The sequence below is a fragment of the Glycomyces sp. MUSA5-2 genome (genome assembly GCF_037034145.1).
Taxonomy (GTDB): Bacteria; Actinomycetota; Actinomycetes; order Mycobacteriales; family Micromonosporaceae; genus Glycomyces; species Glycomyces artemisiae.
On sequence record NZ_JBAGKG010000001.1, the window covers coordinates 520,641 to 538,129 of the forward strand.

At 71.3% G+C, this 17,489-nt stretch carries 17 protein-coding genes; 8 read left to right on the forward strand and 9 right to left on the reverse strand.

Annotation, left to right across the window (positions count from 1 at the left end; translation table 11 throughout):
* Position 1: 1 nt before the first annotated feature.
* The 4 genes from WA640_RS02485 to WA640_RS02500 all read right to left on the reverse strand — a co-directional run bounded on the left by WA640_RS02485 (position 2) and on the right by WA640_RS02500 (position 3,591).
* The gene (locus tag WA640_RS02485; RefSeq protein WP_106362002.1) at positions 2–892 is read right to left on the reverse strand and encodes a M23 family metallopeptidase; all 891 of its coding nucleotides are present in this window, start codon (positions 890–892) and stop codon (positions 2–4) included.
* Positions 893–1,009: 117 nt separating this feature from the next.
* Positions 1,010–1,807 carry an ABC transporter permease gene (locus tag WA640_RS02490; protein ID WP_245888842.1) on the reverse strand — a complete coding sequence of 266 codons (798 nt, stop codon included), beginning with the start codon at positions 1,805–1,807 and terminating at the stop codon, positions 1,010–1,012.
* 9 nt (positions 1,808–1,816) lie between these two features.
* The gene (locus WA640_RS02495; protein ID WP_335985924.1) at positions 1,817–2,641 is read right to left on the reverse strand and encodes an ABC transporter permease; all 825 of its coding nucleotides are present in this window, start codon (positions 2,639–2,641) and stop codon (positions 1,817–1,819) included.
* Positions 2,638–3,591, reverse strand: a complete 954-nt coding sequence (locus tag WA640_RS02500) for an ABC transporter ATP-binding protein (protein WP_335985925.1) — start codon at positions 3,589–3,591, stop codon at positions 2,638–2,640. The genes WA640_RS02495 and WA640_RS02500 overlap by 4 nt, the downstream gene beginning before the upstream one ends.
* 228 nt (positions 3,592–3,819) lie before the next feature.
* Between WA640_RS02500 and WA640_RS02505 the strand changes: the two genes are divergently transcribed.
* Positions 3,820–4,869: a fatty acid desaturase family protein gene (locus tag WA640_RS02505; RefSeq protein ID WP_335985926.1), complete on the forward strand. Its 1,050-nt coding sequence runs from the start codon at positions 3,820–3,822 to the stop codon at positions 4,867–4,869.
* A 49-nt stretch (positions 4,870–4,918) separates the two neighbouring features.
* Here WA640_RS02505 and dnaG read toward each other — a convergent pair whose 3' ends face one another.
* The gene (gene dnaG, locus WA640_RS02510; protein ID WP_106361997.1) at positions 4,919–6,784 is read right to left on the reverse strand and encodes a DNA primase; all 1,866 of its coding nucleotides are present in this window, start codon (positions 6,782–6,784) and stop codon (positions 4,919–4,921) included.
* Between the two features lie 244 nt (positions 6,785–7,028).
* Between dnaG and WA640_RS02515 the strand changes: the two genes are divergently transcribed.
* Together WA640_RS02515 and dusB are read left to right on the forward strand one after the other, a co-directional pair.
* Positions 7,029–9,791 (forward strand): hypothetical protein, encoded by a 2,763-nt coding sequence (locus WA640_RS02515; protein WP_335985927.1) that lies wholly within the window; start codon positions 7,029–7,031, stop codon positions 9,789–9,791.
* Between the two features lie 180 nt (positions 9,792–9,971).
* Positions 9,972–11,135 carry a tRNA dihydrouridine synthase DusB gene (gene dusB, locus WA640_RS02520; protein WP_335985928.1) on the forward strand — a complete coding sequence of 388 codons (1,164 nt, stop codon included), beginning with the start codon at positions 9,972–9,974 and terminating at the stop codon, positions 11,133–11,135.
* Positions 11,136–11,199: 64 nt separating this feature from the next.
* On the opposite strand, the gene WA640_RS02525 is transcribed toward dusB, so the two are convergent.
* Together WA640_RS02525 and WA640_RS02530 are read right to left on the reverse strand one after the other, a co-directional pair.
* On the reverse strand, positions 11,200–11,451 hold the full coding sequence (locus WA640_RS02525) for a type B 50S ribosomal protein L31 (RefSeq protein ID WP_106361994.1): 252 nt from the start codon (positions 11,449–11,451) through the stop codon (positions 11,200–11,202).
* Positions 11,448–12,704: a CobW family GTP-binding protein gene (locus WA640_RS02530; RefSeq protein WP_335985929.1), complete on the reverse strand. Its 1,257-nt coding sequence runs from the start codon at positions 12,702–12,704 to the stop codon at positions 11,448–11,450. Before WA640_RS02530 ends, WA640_RS02525 begins: the two co-directional genes overlap by 4 nt.
* Positions 12,705–12,768: 64 nt before the next feature.
* On the opposite strand from WA640_RS02530, the gene rpmB reads away from it, so the two are divergent.
* The 4 genes from rpmB (at position 12,769) to WA640_RS02550 (ending at position 13,878) form a co-directional block, all read left to right on the forward strand.
* A complete protein-coding gene (gene rpmB, locus WA640_RS02535; RefSeq protein ID WP_335985930.1) occupies positions 12,769–13,005 on the forward strand; it encodes a 50S ribosomal protein L28 in 237 nt (78 codons plus the stop codon).
* 1 nt (position 13,006) lies between these two features.
* Positions 13,007–13,177, forward strand: coding sequence for a 50S ribosomal protein L33 (gene rpmG, locus WA640_RS02540; protein WP_106361992.1), 171 nt, complete (start codon positions 13,007–13,009; stop codon positions 13,175–13,177).
* Positions 13,177–13,482 (forward strand): 30S ribosomal protein S14, encoded by a 306-nt coding sequence (rpsN, locus tag WA640_RS02545; RefSeq protein WP_335985931.1) that lies wholly within the window; start codon positions 13,177–13,179, stop codon positions 13,480–13,482. The genes rpmG and rpsN overlap by 1 nt, the downstream gene beginning before the upstream one ends.
* Positions 13,483–13,671: 189 nt before the next feature.
* Positions 13,672–13,878 carry a hypothetical protein gene (locus tag WA640_RS02550; protein ID WP_146147934.1) on the forward strand — a complete coding sequence of 69 codons (207 nt, stop codon included), beginning with the start codon at positions 13,672–13,674 and terminating at the stop codon, positions 13,876–13,878.
* Between the two features lie 98 nt (positions 13,879–13,976).
* Here WA640_RS02550 and WA640_RS02555 read toward each other — a convergent pair whose 3' ends face one another.
* Positions 13,977–15,143 (reverse strand): hypothetical protein, encoded by a 1,167-nt coding sequence (locus WA640_RS02555; RefSeq protein WP_335985932.1) that lies wholly within the window; start codon positions 15,141–15,143, stop codon positions 13,977–13,979.
* A gap of 60 nt (positions 15,144–15,203) precedes the next feature.
* Here WA640_RS02555 and WA640_RS02560 point away from each other — a divergent pair, with 60 nt between their 5' ends.
* Entirely contained in the window at positions 15,204–16,103 is a 900-nt protein-coding gene (locus WA640_RS02560) for a hypothetical protein (RefSeq protein ID WP_335985933.1), read from the forward strand.
* Here the strand turns inward: WA640_RS02560 and WA640_RS02565 are convergent.
* The gene (locus tag WA640_RS02565) at positions 16,100–17,476 is read right to left on the reverse strand and encodes a glycine--tRNA ligase (RefSeq protein WP_106361987.1); all 1,377 of its coding nucleotides are present in this window, start codon (positions 17,474–17,476) and stop codon (positions 16,100–16,102) included. The genes WA640_RS02560 and WA640_RS02565 overlap by 4 nt on opposite strands.
* Positions 17,477–17,489: the final 13 nt, after the last annotated feature.

The following is a 17,489-nucleotide window of genomic DNA, read 5'->3' on the forward strand; positions in this document are numbered from 1 at the left end:
GTCAGCCGCAATGGCTCCAGGCGCTCGTCCAGGTGGTCGAGCCGACGGAGCCGCCCCATTTGACGCAGGTGTTGGGGGCGGACTTCTTCACCGGGCCTGCGTAGTAGGCGAAGTTGCCGGAGTCCTTGGTGGTGGTGCCGCCTTCGACCTGGAGGCTGGCGGAGACCGCGGAGGCGGTGCCGACGCTGGTGTACTTCAGGGTCACGACGCAGTTGTAGCCGTTGGAGCTGTTGTACATCAGGAAGACCGCGCCGACCGTGCCGAGGGCGTGCTGGTTGATCTGGGAGTAGCCGGAGCCGCAGACCTGGCCCGGGGTGTACGGGTTGCCGCCGGAGCAGCCGTTCGAGGAGGTGACGGCCTTCTTGGTGCCCAAGGGGACCGAGACGCCCTCGACGACGGGGCTGACGACCGAGCCGCTGGCGTTCCGCTGCTCGTAGTGCAGATGGGGAGCGGTGGAGCCGCCGGTGGAGCCGACGGTGCCGATGACGGTGCCCTGCGAGACGGACATGGAGGAGCCGGGGGCCTTCACCTGCGTGGCGAGGTGGGCGTAGCGGGTCTGGGTGCCGTCGGAGTGGACGACCTTGACCCACCGGCCGTAGCTGGTGGAGCCCTCGTTGTAGAAGTAGGCGGTGCCCGCGGCGGTGGCCCGGACGGTCTCGCCGTTGATGGCGTCGGACCCGTAGGTCTGCCAGTCGATGGAGTTGCTCGGGTTGTGCCCGCCCGACCAGTTGTTCGCGTAGAACGTCTTGTTGCAGTTGAACGGGCTCTTGTGGGAGACGGCCTGCGCCGTGAAGTCGTCGGCGTTCGAGACCAGGGTCGGCGCGAAGGAGGCGGCGACCGCGGTGAAGAGCGCCGCGACGAGGAGTGCGATTCGTCGGTTTCGGTGTCTCATAAGGGGAACGTACCGAAGATTTACTTCGTTGTGAAGATCACATGTGAAGAAAAGTTTCTTACAGACAGGTCAGCCGCGCCCCCGCGGACGGGGACGCGGCCTGCTGCTTGACCACTGCTACTTATACAGAGCCCGTGCAAGTCGGCGCTGCGCGATCCACATGCCGCCCACCGCGAGCGCGAGGAGATAGGCGATGTGGACGAGCATCATCGGGCCGAGCTGGCCGAGGCTGATGCCGCGGACGAGCTCGATGCCGTGGTACAGCGGCATGACGTAGACGATCGGCTGCGCGAAGGCCGGGTAGGCCTCGACGGGCGTGAAGGTGCCGCCGAACAGGAACATCGCGAAGACGACGGCGTTCATCCAGTCGAAGTCGGTCCAGTCGCGGAACAGCGTGGCGAGGGTGAGGCCGATCCCGGCGAACGCGAGCGCGATGAACACGCACGCGGGGATCGCCAGGAGCGCCCACCAGGAGTCGAGGAGTCCGAAGAGCCCCATGACGACCACGAACGCGCCGATGTAGGTGAAGCCGCGGATGAGGGCCCACCAGACCTCGCCGAGGGCGACGTCCCAGGGGCGCAGCGGGGTGTTGAGGATGCCGTCGTAGACCTTCATCCACTTGAACTTGGCGAACACGTTGATGGAGGTCTCGGCGAGGACGCCCATCATGGCGGCGTTCGCGAGGATCGCGGGGGCCACGTAGGCCGTGTAGGAGACGGTGGTGCCGTTCGGGAGCGTGATGTCCCCGACGAGGGCGCCGACGCCGAATCCGAAGGCGAACAGGAACAGCAGGGATTCGACGGCGCCGGAGAGGATGAGGATCCACGCGCGGCGCATGGCGACCCAGTTGCGGTTGAGCAGGGCGCCGGAGTTGCGGAGGCCGGCGCGGGCGGCGCCGTAGGCGATGACGGACACGCGGGCTCCCTAGAAGTTCAGGCGTCGCTCGATGACGCGGCGGGCGGCGAACCAGCCCGTCACGGCGAGCAGCGCGAGGTAGGCGATGTGGGCGTAGGGCGGCAGTGCGGGCACGACGTCGGCGGTGGCGGCGCGCGCGAGCTCGGTGCCGTGCCACAGGGGCGAGATCCACACGAGCGGCTGTAGGAACACCGGCATCTGGTCGGCGGGGAAGAACACCCCGGAGAACAGGGAGATCGGCATGACGGCGAACCGGAAGATCATGTTCAGGTTCGAGTCGTTCTTGAGCGTCGAGGCCCAGGCGTGCATCCAGGGGGCCATCGCGGCGGAGACGAGCGCGGCGGCGATGACGGCGAACGCGGCCCACCAGGAGGTGTAGACGCCGAAGAACGCCATGACGACCGCGACGATCGTGCAGTTCGTGAAGGGGCGGAACAGGACCGCGTAGGCGAGGTGGCCGTTGAGGATGTCGACGGGGCGCAGCGGGGTGGCCCGCTGGGCGAGGTAGCCGCCGCCCCAGTCGGCGTAGCCGCCGAAGACGGGGAAGACCATGTCGTTGCCGAGCATCATGACGGCGACGGAGCAGATGAGGCCGGGCGCGATGAACGCGGCGTAGTCGAGGCCGCCGAGGGAGGCGGGGTCGATGTAGGCGCCGACGCCGATGCCGATCGAGACCATGTAGAGGATCGGCAGGAGCACGGAGGTGAAGACGGTGCCGTGCCAGACGTGTTTGAAGAGGGCGAGCTGGAGCGTGAACGCGCGCCAGGCGCCGGTGAGGGCGGTGGGGGCCTCGCGGTCGACGGTGGTTTCCGCTGCGGCGGTTGCGGTGGTCACGCCTCGTCCTCCACGAGGGCGCGGCCGGTGAGGCGCAGGAAAACGTCTTCGAGGGTGGCGCGGCGGGCGAGGACCGACGACGGGTGGATGTCGCGGGCTTCGAGGGCGGCGTTCGTGTCGTCGGCGTCGTCGGTGTAGACGAGGATCTTGTCGGGCAGCGGCTCGATCTGGGCGCCGACGCCGTCGAGGGTGTGGGCGAGGGCGGCGAGCTCGGCGGTGTGGGCGGTGCCGAAGCGCAGCTCCACGACCTCCTTGGTGACGTGGGTGTCGATGAGCTCGCGGGGGGAGCCGGAGGCGATGATGCGGCCTTCGTCCATGACGACGAGGCGGTCGCAGAGCTGCTCGGCCTCGTCCATGTAGTGGGTGGTGAGGAGGATGGAGACGCCGCGGTGCTTGAGCTGGAAGAGGCGCTCCCAGACGAGGTGGCGGGCCTGCGGGTCGAGGCCGGTGGTGGGCTCGTCGAGGATGACCAGTTCGGGGTCGTTGATGAGGGACCTGGCGATGGCGAGGCGGCGCTGCATGCCGCCGGAGAGGTCGGAGACCTGGTCCTTGGCGCGGGCGCTGAGCTGCACGAAGTCGAGGAGCTCGTCGGCCTTCGCGCGGGCGGCCTTCTTCCTGATGCCGAAGTACCCGGCGTAGACGACGAGGTTCTCGAAGACGGTGAGCATGTCGTCGAGGGTGTTGTCCTGGGGGACGACGCCGAGGCGGGCGCGGATGGCGGCGCCTTCGGTGTGCGGGTCGCGGCCGAAGACCTCCAGGGTGCCGCCGGTGGGTTGGGAGACGCAGCCGATCATCCGCATGGTGGTGGACTTGCCGGCCCCGTTCGCGCCGAGGAAGCCGAAGGCCTCGCCGCGGCGGATCTCGAAGTCCACGCCGCGCACGGCCTCGTGCTCGCCGTAGCTCTTCCGCAGGTCGGCGGCGCTGACCAGGATCTCGTTGTCATCAGGCATGTGTTCGAGCCTAGATCCCTCATGTGACACCGTTCCACTCCTTACTCCCTGTCACGGTCCTTACGCGATCCGGGGTGTTCCCTTACGTTGCGCTGCGTGAACCTGGGAGCCCGCTGGGAAAGGTAGGGCAAGCACTACCTTTTTTGACGGGTCAGCGGTAGCGACTCGGCGGCCCGGAACCGGGAGGCTTATGGGGTCGAGAACGACCCCGACAGATCGGAAGCTTCCATGACGCTCACCGCCGAGGCCCCGCAGCGGACCGGCAGCGATTTCGCGCAGCTCTCGCGCCGCATCACCGCGGCGGGGCTCATGCGCCGCCGCCCTGCGTACTACGTCATCCGCTTCGCCCTCACGGGCGCGGTGTTCATCGGCGGCTGGGTCGCGTTCGCGATGATCGGGAACACCTGGTGGCAGCTGCTGACCGCGGTGTTCCTCGCGATCGTGAGCGCGCAGGTCGCGTTCCTCGGCCACGACCTCGCGCACCGCCAGGTCGTGCGCAGCCGCGCCGCGTCGCAGAAGATCGGCTGGTTCACCGGGAACCTCGCCAACGGCATGGGCTACGGCTGGTGGAACGACAAGCACAACCGCCACCACGCCAACCCCAACCACGAGGAGCTCGACCCCGACGTCGCGCCGGGCCTGTTCGTGTGGTCGAAGCGCCAGGCGGGCATCGCGCAGGGCATCGCCACCTGGTTCGGCAAGTACCAGGCGCAGCTGTTCTTCCCGGTCCTCACCCTTGAGGGCCTCAACCTGAACTGGTCGGGCATCAAGTCGGTCCTCAAGCCGGGCCTGAAGAACCGCGGCATGGAGGCGCTGTTCCTGGCCCTGCACTGGGCCGCGTACCTGTCGCTGGTCTTCATGTTCCTGTCCCCCGGCAAGGCCGTCGTGTTCATCCTGGTGCACAAGGCCGCGTGGGGCGTGTACATGGGCTCGGTCTTCGCGCCGAACCACAAGGGCATGCCGACGTTCGTCGGCGAGACCGAGCTGGACTTCCTCCGCAAGCAGGTGCTGACCTCCCGGAACGTCAAGGGCGGCTGGTTCACCGACTTCGCGCTCGGCGGCCTGAACTACCAGATCGAGCACCACCTGTTCCCGGCGATGCCGTCGGTGCACCTGAAGTACGCGCAGCCGATCGTCGAGGAGTTCTGCATCGAGAAGGGCATCCCCTACCACGCGACGGGCCTGATCCAGTCGTGGAAGGAAGCCCTCGGCGAACTCCACGCCCACGGCGAGCCGCTGCGCAACCCGAAGCCGCAGCCGATCAAGGCCGCGCTCTAGCAATCGAGTCTTCGCAGGCCGCTCCCGGCGACGGGGGCGGCCTTTCGGTCTACTCGAAGGCGTTCGCGGCCTGGTCCCGCAGGGACCGCACGTGCTGCTCCAGGCCCATGAGCTGGCCGAACAGGGACATGTACTGGTCCTTGTCGGTGCTGGGGTTGATGCGCTGGAGGCGGCGCTTGAGGTCGGCGACCTCGGCTTCGACGACGGGCCGCTGGATGCGCGCGAGGATCGTGCGCACGTAGAGGGCGTCGGGCTCGCCCGCGAGCCGCAGCTCCTCCACGGCCAGTTCCGAGACGAGCGCCCCGGCGGCGATCTCGGCGCACGCGGCCTGGACGGCGGCGACCCAGTTGGGCCCGGCCGCGGCGTGCGCGGCGCCGCCCGCGGCGGCGATGGCCTCGCGCACGGCCCGGTAGTTCGGGTCGGTGTAGGGCGCGGCGTCGACGGCGTCGAAGTACGGCCCGGCGACCTGCGGCTGCTGCAGCGCCACTTTGAGGACCTCGCGCTGGGCGCGCAGCTGCATCGAGTCGGCGCGCATCTCCCGGCGCGGCTGCGGTGGCGCCTCGGCGGGGGCCTGCCCGGCGGCGGCGCCCTGGACGGCGCGGCGCAGCTCGGCCTTCTCCTTGCCGAGCCGCCCGGCGTACACGCCGAGGTACTCCTCGACGAGGCCGCGGTCCTTGACGCGCGCGAGCAGCGGCGCGATGGCGCGCGTCGCGTGCAGGCGGCCCTCGGCGGTGTCGAGGTCGTGCTTGGCGATCGCGCGCTCGATCGCGAACTGCACCAGCGGCGTGTGCCGCTCGATGAGCTCGCGCACCGCGGTGTCGCCCGCGGACTGGCGCAGCTCGCACGGGTCCTGTCCCCCTGGGGTGACCGCGATGTACGTCTGCGAGACGAACCGCTGCTCCTCGTCGAAGGCCTTGAGGGCGGCCCGCTGGCCCGCCTCGTCGCCGTCGAACGTGAAGATGATCCGCCCGTCGGCGGACTCGGAGTCGAACAGGAACCGGCGCAGCACCCGGATGTGCTCAGCGCCGAACGCGGTGCCGCACGTGGCGACCGCCATCGGCACGCCCGCGAGGTGGCAGGCCATGACGTCGGTGTACCCCTCGACGATCACGACCCGGCCGGTCTTCGCGATCTCCTTGCGCGCCAAGTCGATCCCGTACAGCACCTGCGACTTCTTGTACAGGGGCGTCTCGGGCGTGTTCAGGTACTTCGGCCCCTGGTCGTCGTCGAAGAGCTTGCGCGCCCCGAAGCCGATGACCGACCCCGACGAGTCGCGGATCGGCCACACCAGGCGCCGCCGGAACCGGTCGATGAGGCTGCCCGACCTGGACGGCTTCGCCAGGCCCGCCTGGGTCAGCTCCTCGGCGGTGAAGCCCTTGGCGCGCAGGTGCTTCGCGAGCGCGTCCCACGCGTCGGGCGCGTACCCGCAGCCGAAGGTGGCCGCCGCGTCGCGGTCGAAGCCGCGCGCGGACAGGAACTGCCGGGCGGTCATCGCCTCGGGCGACAGGAGCTTCCCGGTGTAGAACTCGGCGGCGGCGGTGTGCGCGTCGAGGAGCCGCTGCTTCAGGCCCGGCTGGCCCGAGGGTCCGCGCTGGACGCGACCGTCGACGTCCTCGTAGGTGAGCTTGAGCCCGGCCTTCCCGGCGAGCCGCTCGACGGCCTCGACGAACGTGAGCCCGTCGAGCTCGGTGAGGAACGTGATCGCGTCGCCGCCCACGCCGCAGCCGAAGCAGTGGTAGACGCCGCGCGCGGGGGTGACGTTGAAGCTCGGGGAGCGCTCGTCGTGGAAGGGGCACAGGCCCTTGAGGTTCCCGCCTCCGGCGTTGCGCAGGGTGACGCGCTCGCCGATGACCTCGGCGATGTCCACCCGCTCGCGCACGAGCTGGATGTCGGCGTCCCGGATTCGCCCCGCCACTGTTCACCTCTTTCTGCCTCCACCATTCTGCCTGCCGGGTCCGACACCGCGGCGGCGGACGCGGCGGTTGTGAGGCGACGCGGCGACACGCCCGCGGCGAACGTCACGTCCCCTTCGGGCGGCCCGGAACCGCTTGGCGCCGAAGAACTTCGAGGTCGAACCCCCGCCGTACCATGTTCCTCTGTCACATCTTTCCCGACCACGCCTCACGGCCTCGCGCCCCGATCGGCTAGAGTCGCCTATCATGCCGGACCCATCGCCCGAGCAGCCGCCCTCCTGGCCTCCCACCAGCGAACCCGCGGCCACACCCACGAATCCGCCCCGAATCACCGCGCGCGGGGTGGGTCACCTGCCTTCCGCAGCGCCGGAAGAAGAGGCGTCGTCCGATCCCCGTCCGCCCGCGGGCCCGAACCTGTTCGGCGACCCCGCGCCCCGCGACGACCTCGACCCCGAGGCGCGGCGGAACGAGTGGGCGAGCGACCTCGGCGGCGCCGAGCCGCCGCGCGCCGGGGAGGTCCGCGGGACGCTCTTCGAGACCCCGGGCGCGCCTCCGAGCGCGCCCCCGCAGCAGCAGGGCGAGTGGGGCGAGTCCGCCGACTGGCCGCCCCGCTCGAACCAGGACTGGATCTCCCAGCAGTCGCACACCGGCCGCGGCCTCGCCGGAGGCGGCGCCGCGTGGCCCCCGCCGGGCGTCCCCGGACAGCCCGGCCCCGCCGACCCGCAGGCGTTCCGCCCCGACCCGGGCGCCGCCCCCGCGTCCGGGCCCGGCTTCAACGCCCCCGAGCCGCAGCAGGGCGGGAGCCTGGAGTTCCCCGAGCTGCGCGCCGACCCGTACGAGGCCGACGTGTACGGCCAGACCCAGTACCGCGGCGACGCCGGCGGGCAGGACCTCTACCAGTCCGACCCGTACCAGGCCGACCGCCTCGCGGCCGAGGCCCAGGCCGCCCGCGACGCGTACCAGGCCGAGCAGCAGCAGTACCAGGCCGACCCGTTCCCGGCCGCCCCGCAGGGCGCGTACCCGGAGCAGCAGCAACAATTCCAGGAGCAGGCCGCGTTCGGGCAGGGCACTGTCGGCCAGGGGACGGACGCCTTCGGCCAGGCCCCACAGGACGCCTACCAGGACCAGGCCCCCGGCGCCTTCCAGGAGCAGCCGTTCGGCGAGCCCCGGTACGGCGAGTCCCCGTACGGCGAGCAGCAGCCCGCCGGCTTCCCCGAAGCGCCGCAGAGCGCCTACGGCGGCGAGCGGTTCCCCGCCGACGCCCCGGAGCCCTTCGGCGAGCAGGCCGCCGCCACCGAGACCGCCCCCGCAGAGGCGGTCCCGGCGCAGCGCCGCAGCGAGGAGACCGCGGCCGAGCCGGAGCCCTCGCAGGCCCCGCCGGTCCGGGCCGCGCCGCCGACGCACCGCGGCGTCCGCTACGCCATCTACGGCATCGGCGGGCTCATCACTCTCGGCCTCATCATCGGCATCGTCCTCATGCTGGGCGCGGCCCCGCCGAGCGAGCCGTCGAACCCGGGCGACGAGTCCGACGACGGCGGCGCGAGCGAGAGCCCCGGCGCCGACGCGGCCCTGAGCGCGGAGCAGTACACCGAGCTCGCGGCCGCCGCGGGCAGCGCCGAGTGGTTCTCGTGGCGCTACGGCGAGGCCGGTTCCGGCTCGGGCGCAGAGGAAGTGGCCGCGACCGGCGGCGACGCGCTCGCGACCGCGCCGCTGCTGGGCGACGCGGACCGCAGCGTCCAGGGCCAGCTCGGCTACCTCACCGACGAGTCTGGCCTCAGCGGCATCGACCACGTCACCGCCGTCGAGTCCACCGACGACCTCATCGGCCTCACGCCGCGCGCGGGCGGCCGGTTCTCCGAGGACGGCACCCCTGAACTGGAGCTCCAGGAGGGCTCGACCGCCGAGTGCATCGCCGGGCTCGGCGTGGACCTCGGGCGGCCGGTCGCGCTGGCGCGGCCGGAGCAGAGCGCCGAGGTCAGCGCGCACTCGGTGATCGCGTTCTCGTCGGGGGTCATCGCCACGGCGGGGATCTCCGGCGCGCAGGGCGGCACGTGCCTGCTCCTGCCCGACGGGCAGGTGCCCACGGACGTGGCGCTGACCGACGGGAACGAGCTGGCGCTCGTGACGACGTGGAACCCGGCGTCGCAGACCGGTGCGCTCGTGGTGATCGCCATGGGCGACAAGAGCGGTTCGTACTCGTCGAGCTGGTCGGAGTCCTACCCCGGCCTGCCGAACCCCGGGCATTTCGCGTCGGCGCAGGTCCTCGGGACCGTGGCGCTGCCGTTCACGGCGCCGACCTCGGTCGACGCCTGGTCGGACTCGGCGGGCTCGCTCTCGCTGGAGCGCGGGACCGTGGAGGACGGGGCGCACCGCGACACGGTCGCGGGCTCCGGGTACGCGGTCGTGGGCGACCTGAGCGCGAGCCAGGTCGCGGTCGTGGACCTCACCTCGACGCTGCAGGGCATCGCGGCGCAGTACTACGACGGGACGGCGCTGGAGTTCGACGCCGCCGCCGGTGAGGCGATCGGGTTCGACGGCGGCGTGGCCGACGTGGCCGCCGCGGAGGCCGGTCCGGCCGTCGCGACGAGCGACGGCACGGTCCACGAGCTGGACCGGGAACTCGCCGAGACCGCGGCCACGGAGGTCGGGGCGAACCCGACGTGCCTGGTCGTGGGCGCGCAGAGCGGCCAGTTCATCGCGACGAGCCGCGGCACCGGGACGATCAGCTGGGTCGCGGGCGGCGAGGTCGCCAAGCAGCTCGCGGACTCGCGGCTGACCGACCCGCTGTGCGCTTCGGAGACGCCCGCGCTCGGCGTGAAGGACTACGCCGGGAGCGCCGCGGTGGTCCTGGTCTCCGACTTCGAGGGCCAGAAGCTCCACGCCTACCTCGACGGCCAGGCCGCGATCCCCGGCGGCGCGACCGTCGGCGGCGACGGCTTCAGCTACGCCGGGGCGTACGACGTCGCCGGAAAGCCCTGGGCCGCTTCGGTCACGGTCGACCTGGAGTAGCACCGATCAAGAGCTGAAGGTAGTAGGCCGTCCCTAGCCCCCACCCTCCCAGAGGGGACCGTAGCGGCCAGCTTTGCTCGCGGGTCCGACAAGAATCGGGCCCGCGAGCGCGTTTGTCCCCCGAAAGAGGTCACGCCGCCGGGTTTTGGCGCTCGGCGCTGACGCTGGGATAATCGACCGGTGACGAATCAGCTCTCGCTCGCGGGGAAGCCCGTGTCGCCTCCCGTGGTCCTGGCGCCGATGGCCGGGATCACGAACCTGCCGTTCCGCAAGCTCTGCCGCGAGCAGGGTGCGGGGATCTACGTGTGCGAGATGATCACGACCGTGGCGCTCACCGAGCGCAACCCGAAGACCATGCGGCTCATCGAGTTCGACCCCGAGGAGGAGACTCGCAGCCTCCAGCTCTACGGCGTGGACCCCGAAGGGGTGCGCAAGGCCGTGCGGATGGTCGTCGAGGAGGACCTCGCCGACCACGTCGACCTGAACTTCGGCTGCCCGGTCCCGAAGGTGACCCGGCGCGGCGGCGGGTCGGCGCTGCCGTGGAAGCGGCGGCTGTTCCGCGAGATCGTGACCGCGGCCGTGGACACCGCGGCCGAGCGTGGCATCCCCGTGACGGTGAAGATGCGCAAGGGCATCGACGACGACCACCTCACCTACCGCGAGGCGGGCCTCATCGCGCAGGACGCGGGCGTCGCGTGGGTCGCCCTCCACGGCCGCACCGCGGCCGAGCGGTATTCGGGGACCGCCGACTGGGACGCCATCGCCGACCTGAAGGACCTCCTCGACGTGCCGGTGCTCGGCAACGGCGACGTCTGGGAGGCCGACGACGCGGTGCGCATGGCCGCCCAGACGGGCTGCGACGGCGTCGTCGTGGGCCGGGGCTGCCTGGGGCGGCCCTGGCTCTTCGGGGACCTTGAGGCGGCGTTCAGCGGGCGGGAAACGCGCCTCATGCCGTCGCTCGGGGAGGTCGCGAAGGTGATGCTGCGGCACGCGCAGCTGCTCGTGGAGTGGATCGCGGGCGCCGAGTCGTACGAGGCGCGGCGGAACATCGACGCGGAGGAGCACGGCTGCCGCGAGTTCCGCAAGCACGTCGCCTGGTATCTCAAGGGGTTCCCGGTCGGCGGCGAGCTGCGCCGCGAGCTGGCGATGGTCTCGACCCTGAACGAGCTGGAGGACCTGCTCGGGAAGCTCGACGCCGACGCGCCGTTCCCCGTCTCGACGATCGGCAGGCCCCGCGGGCGCACCAACTCCCCCGGCAAGGTCTCGCTGCCCGACGGGTGGCTCGACGACCGCGACGACCGGACGGTCCCGGTGGGGGCCGAGATCGACTCCTCCGGCGGCTGAGCTCCTCCGGATACGACAGCAGGGGCCTCCCGGTGCCGGGGAGGCCCCTGCTGCGGTCGTCGGGCTACTTGCCCTTCTGGCCGTAGCGCTTGTAGAACTTGGCGACGCGGCCCTCGTCGTCCAGGACGCGGCTCTTGCCGGTCCAGAACGGGTGCGAGGCCGAGGAGATCTGGACGTCGATCACCGGGTAGGTCCGGCCGTCCTCCCACTCGACGGTCTCGGCCGAGGTGGCCGTGGACCGCGTGAGGAAGGCGAAGTCGGCGCCGCGGTCGCGGAAGACCACGTAGTCGTAGTTCGGGTGGATGCCTTGCTTCATTCCTCAATCCCTTCCTTGCCTTCGAGACAACCCTCGAACGGGTCGGCGTATTCCCGCCACGCGTCCGGGCCCGCGGCGGCCTCCTCGTCGGTGAGGAGGCACGCGTCCAGGACGGCGGCCAGCTCGTCGGCCGCGAAGTGCAGCCCCACGAACGCGAGCTGGATCTCGCGGTCGCCGTAGTCGTCGTCCCAGTGCAGGTCGGCGTTGACGCGGCGCTCGGGGCTGGACTCGCCCCACTCCGCGTCGGGGGTGGCGGCGAGCCAGCGGCCGAGGCCGCCCATGGAGACCCCGCCGCCGCCGGACTCCCAGGCCCCGATGAAGTCGGGCTGGGACGCGAGCCACAGGTGGCCGCGGCCGCGGAGCGTGGAGCCCGCGATCTTGGGGAGCGCCTCGTGGAAGCGGCCGGGGTGGAACGGGCGGCGGGCCCGGTAGACGGTGGCGACGACGCCGCAGTCCGGTTCGGGCTCATGGCATCCGACGCTGTAGCCCTCCAGGCCGCGGCCGTACGGCTCGGGCCCGTCGGGGTCGAAGCCGCCGCTGCGGCGCAGCCGCGCGGAGAGCCAGGCGGGCTCGTCGAGGTCGACGACGAGGTGGCGGGCCCACGGGTTGAGCCGCTGGAGGAGCACGGAGACGCGGGTGTGCTCGAAGTCGGCGTCCGCGCCCGGGGCCCACATGACGACGGTGTCGGCGTACTCGATCTGGCGGGCGGCCGTGTCGGCGACCGAGCGGGTGTCGTCGTCGGCGGCCTGGAGTCCGCGGTCGGCGAGGTCCTGGTCCGAGTCGAGCGTGTCGAGGAGGGTCGCGGGGTCGCAGACGGCGACGACGGAGTCGATGCGGATCGCGTCGGTCACGGGCCTGCCGTCGATCTCGCACCAGGAGCAGGCGGCGGCGACGGTCTCGGGCTCCATGGACGGCGGGAGGACCAGGGCGAGGTCGCCGCCGGGCCGCTCGCGGGCGAGGCGGACGAGGGCCGGGAGGAGGTCTTCGCGGACGGTGCAGGAGAGGCAGCCGTGTTCGAGGGCGGTGCGCTCGTCCTCGATGACGCCTCTGCCGTCGCGGACGGTGCGGCGGACGGTGCCGTCGGCGACGAGCGAGGAGAGGTCGTAGGAGACGACGAGGAGGGCCGGGTCGGCGCGGGTGAGCAGGTCGGCGGTCGCGCGGGTCGCCTCGGGGGCGAAGCCGGTCAGGAGCGTCAGCGCGGGGCGCAGGTCGGCCTGCGGCGGTGCCGCACCGGGCTGGGCGAGCTGGGACATGGGACCTCCGATCCAATTGAAAACGATTGTCATTATAGTAGGGCTCGACGAGAGGAGGACGACCGTGTCCAGAACATGCGATGTGACCGGGGCCGGACCCGGGTTCGGCAACAACGTGCCGTGGTCGAAGAAGAAGACCCGCCGGCGCTGGAACGTGAACCTGCAGACGAAGCGGTACTACCTGCCCAGCGAAGGGCGGTATGTGCGGTTGCGCTTGTCGGCCAAGGGGATCAAGGTCGTGGACCGCGACGGCGTCGAGGCCGTCGTGCAGCGGCTGCGAGCACAGGGAAGGAAGGTCTGAGATGGCGTCCAAGAGCACCGACGTGCGGCCGAAGATCAAGCTGCGGTCGACCGCTGGCACCGGCTACACGTACGTGACCCGCAAGAACCGCCGCAACGACCCGGACCGGCTGGTCCTGAGGAAGTACGACCCGGTCGTGCGCAGGCACGTGGAGTTCAGGGAGGAGCGGTAATGGCGAAGAAGAGCGCGATCGCGAAGCAGCGGCGGCGCGAGGTCCTGGTGGACCGGTACCGGGAGCGGCGGTCGGCACTCAAGCGCCTGATCGCGGCGCCGGGGACGGACCCGCAGGAGCGGGCGGCGGCGGTGCGGGCGCTCCAGCGGCTGCCGCGGGACTCCTCGCCGGTGCGGCTGCGGAGCCGGGACGCGGTGGACGGCCGTCCGCGTGGCGTGTATCGCAAGTTCCAACTGTCGCGTGTCCGACTCAGGGCGATGGCGCACCGCGGAGAATTGCCCGGAATACGGAAATCGTCCTGGTAGGAGCCTCACCTGAACGGTTGATAAGGCGGCCCTGACCTGCGCCCCCGGCGATCCATTGGCATGAAACCGTTATGTGCCTGTCGCCGGGGGGCGCTAATCTGGGCGGTGCGAGTGCGCTGTGAGACTGCTCTCAAGCCCGGAACCATGCGAGCCGTTTCTGCGTTTGACTCGGATAGAGACTAAGGAGCGATGAACGCAATGGTCCAGCAATTGGAGACCGCCCCGGCCGAGGCGCCCGAACCCGTCGAACTGTCCGACGAGGTCGGGGCCGACGTGCCCGCCAGCCCCGCGTCCCTGTGGGCGTCGGAGAGCCGCGGCCACTACTCCATCACGCACACCGACCGCGCCGCGGCCCCCGCGTGGGTCGACTGCGACTGCGTCATCCACAGCGACTGAGGTTCCGGTACCGACGGGGGCGGCCGGGAGGCCGCGCCCCGGTCCGCCTCGCCGGCTCACACCGTTCGTAAGCTCACACGGTTCGTCGGCTCACGCCGTCAGCCCACTTCCACGAGCGAGCTGCACCGTTCGAGCGTCGTGCCGTCGGGGCGGCGGATGACCGCGCCGCCGTCGAAGTCCAGGTCCGCGTAGAGGCCGTCGGCCCAGACCGGGCAGCTCACCACGGTCTCCCGCGACTCGCCGTCCTCGGTGACGACGACCGCCATGCGCGCCTCGCCGGGCACGGTCGTCACCAGGGTGAACCCCTGGAGCAGCTCGTACCCCCACCACTGCGCCCGCACCGTCGGGTAGGCGGTGATCTCCCAGACCGCGCCGGGCGCGGGCGCGATCGTGCGCGCGTCGTCCTCGGGGAACGCGAACGGGCAGTCGGCCCGTTCGGTGTCGAGCGCGCAGGCGTCGAGGTGCGCGTGGAGCGCCCGGTCGATGAGCGCCGCGCCCTCGGCCGAGACGGTGGGCCACGGGATCGGCAGCCACTCGTCGGCGTAGTCGCCGCCGAGCGGGATGAACCGGTTCCCCAGGGTCAGCAGGACCCCCTCGGTCTCCAGTTCCATCGTGGACGGCAGCTCGGGGTAGAACTCGTAGATCCCCGGCAGCAGCACGATGTTCGTGATCCCCATGGCCTCGTCGACCGGGACGGTGACGCCGTTGACGTCGAGGTGGTCGAACGCCGGGTACGCCTCGCTCCCGCTGAGCGCGTTCTCGATGCGGACCTGGCCGTCCTCGATGCCCACGAAGTAGCGGAACCCGATGCGGGTGCCGTCGAACGCCTCGATCTCGGCGTACACCTGCGACACGTACCGGCCCTCGCGGGCGCTCGGGGCGCTCGCGACCTGCCCGACCTCGACGATGCTCCAGCGGGTGTCGAGCGCCTCCTCCACGAGGAAGTCCCCCGTGGCGTGCGGCTGGTCGGTGAAGGCCAGGGCCCCTCGGATGTCGCCGGCCTGCGCGGCCTCCAGGAAGGCGGTGACGACGCCCTCGGCGTCGCGCTTGCCGAACGGGGACCACTTGGCGACGGCGACCGCGCCCGCGGCGACCAGGAAGAGGACCGCGGCCAGGGCCATGGCGGCGTTCGGGAAGCGGAAGCGGCGCCGCGGGACGTCCACAGTGGTCGGAACCGGAGGGGCCTCGTCGGCGGGCGCGTCGACCGCGCCGAGGTCGATCGCGTGCTCGTCGCCCCAGCGGTCGGGTGACGCCGCTCCGGACACTCTGGCTCCTCGACTGCTACCGTGGTGCACAAAGTGTAGCGTTCTCACACGGGACCCCCGATGCCCTCGACCAGCTGGATCAGCGCCCCCGCAAGGCGACTGCGGGGGTTCGCCTCGCGCATCGTCCGCCGCACCGCGCCGATGCCGCGCCTGCCGTTCGCGGTGGCGCTCGCGGCCTGCGCGGCGGCCCTGGCGGTGGCGGTCGAGTGGCAGCCGCTCCCCGACGACGGCATCGCCGACGTGACCGAGCTGGGGACCGCGCCCGCGCTCGGCCCCGACTTCACGGCGGGGCGGCAGGTCGAGTTCGAGATCCTGGAGTACGGGTTCAGCCCCGTCGTGGACGAGCTGGGGACGCCGCGCGTGATCCTCGGCGCGGTCCTGCGCAACCCGTTCGACACGGCGATGCTCACGCCCGGGTCGCTCGACGTGTGGGCCGTCGCCGCCGACGGCACCGAGGACGACCTGGAGAGCTTCTACCCCAACCCGATCCCCGCCGACACGACCGTGCAGCTCGGGTTCGTGCTGTCGGCCGCGCTGTTCGACACGCCGATCGAGAACCTGCGGGTGACCTCCCGCGAGCCGTCGTTCCTCGCCCCGGACCCCGAGGGCCTCACCGCCGAGGAGCAGGACTGGGCGTTCGTCGAGCCGCTCCCGGAAGTGGCCGTCGTGTCGGTGGAGCCGCTGCTGAGCCCCGACGGCTACCGCGTGCACTACCGGGTGGTGAGCGCCATCGAGCAGGAGATCCGGGTGTCCATCATGTTCCGGGACGAGGACGGCGCGCTCATCGGCGGCCTGCCCGCCGGGCAGGACCCGTTCTCGTTCGACCTCGGCTCGGCGGGCTGGCGCTCCGTCGGCGCGGGCGAGTCGGTGCAGGAGCTGGACCTGCACGCGTCCTGGATACCCGAAGGGGCCGACCTCGACAGGATCGAGATCGGCCCCCGGACGATGGGCGGCGGCTAGAGCCGTTCGAGGAGGTAGCGCTCGACCTGGTCGAGGGCCACGCGCTCCTGCTTCATCGAGTCGCGGTCGCGGATCGTCACGGCCTGGTCCTCCAGGGTGTCGAAGTCCACGGTGATGCAGTACGGCGTGCCGATCTCGTCGGCGCGGCGGTAGCGGCGGCCGATCGCCCCGGCGTCGTCGAAGTCGACGTTCCAGTGGCGGCGCAGGCGCGCGGCCAGGTCCTTCGCCTTCGGCGACAGGTCCTCGTTGCGGCTCAGCGGCAGCACCGCGGCCTTCACCGGCGCCAGGCGCGGGTCGAAGCGGAGCACCGTGCGCTTGTCGACGCCGCCCTTGGTGTTCGGGGCCTCGTCGACGTCGTACGCCTCCAGCAGGAACGCCAGCACCGAGCGGGTCAGGCCCGCCGCGGGCTCGATGACGTACGGCGTCCACCGCTCGCCCTTGGCCTGATCGAAGTAGGACAGGTCGGCGCCCGAGTGCTTCGAGTGCGTCGACAGGTCGAAGTCGGTGCGGTTCGCGATGCCTTCGAGCTCGCCGAACTCGCTGCCCGCGAAATTGAACCGGTACTCGATGTCGACGGTGCGCTTCGAGTAGTGGGACAGCTTGTCCTTCGGGTGCTCGTAGCGGCGCAGGTTCGACTCCGAGAGGCCCAGGTTCACGTACCAGTTCCACCGCTCGGTGAGCCAGTACTCGTGCCACTCCTCGTCCGTGCCCGGCTCGACGAAGAACTCCATCTCCATCTGCTCGAACTCGCGGGTGCGGAAGATGAAGTTGCCCGGCGTGATCTCGTTGCGGAAGCTCTTGCCGGTCTGCGCGATGCCGAACGGCGGCTTGCGGCGCGAGGCCGTCATCACGTTCGTGAAGTTCACGAAGATGCCCTGCGCGGTCTCCGGGCGCAGGTAGTGCGTGTTCTCCGAGTCCTCGACGGCGCCCAGGAACGTCTTCATCATGCCGTTGAACATGCGCGGCTCGGTGAAGGAGCCGCGGGCCCCGCAGTGCGGGCACGCGAGGTCGGCCAGGCCGCCCTCGGGCTCGGCGCCGTCGTGCTTCTCCTGGTACGCCTCGATGAGGTGGTCGGCGCGGAAGCGCTTGTGGCAGGACTGGCACTCGGTGAGCGGGTCGGTGAACTCCTCCAGGTGGCCCGAGGCGACCCACACCTGCGGGTTGAGGACCACGGCGGAGTCGAGGCCGACGACGTCGTCGCGCTCGCGGACCATCGCGTTCCACCACTCGCGGCGGATGTTCTCCTTCAGCTCCACACCGAGCGGGCCGTAGTCCCAAGCAGAGCGGGTGCCTCCGTAGATCTCCGAACTGGGGAAGACGAAGCCGCGGCGTTTGGACAGGCTGATGAGCGCTTCGGTGCGGTCCTGGGACACGATGATTCCTCTC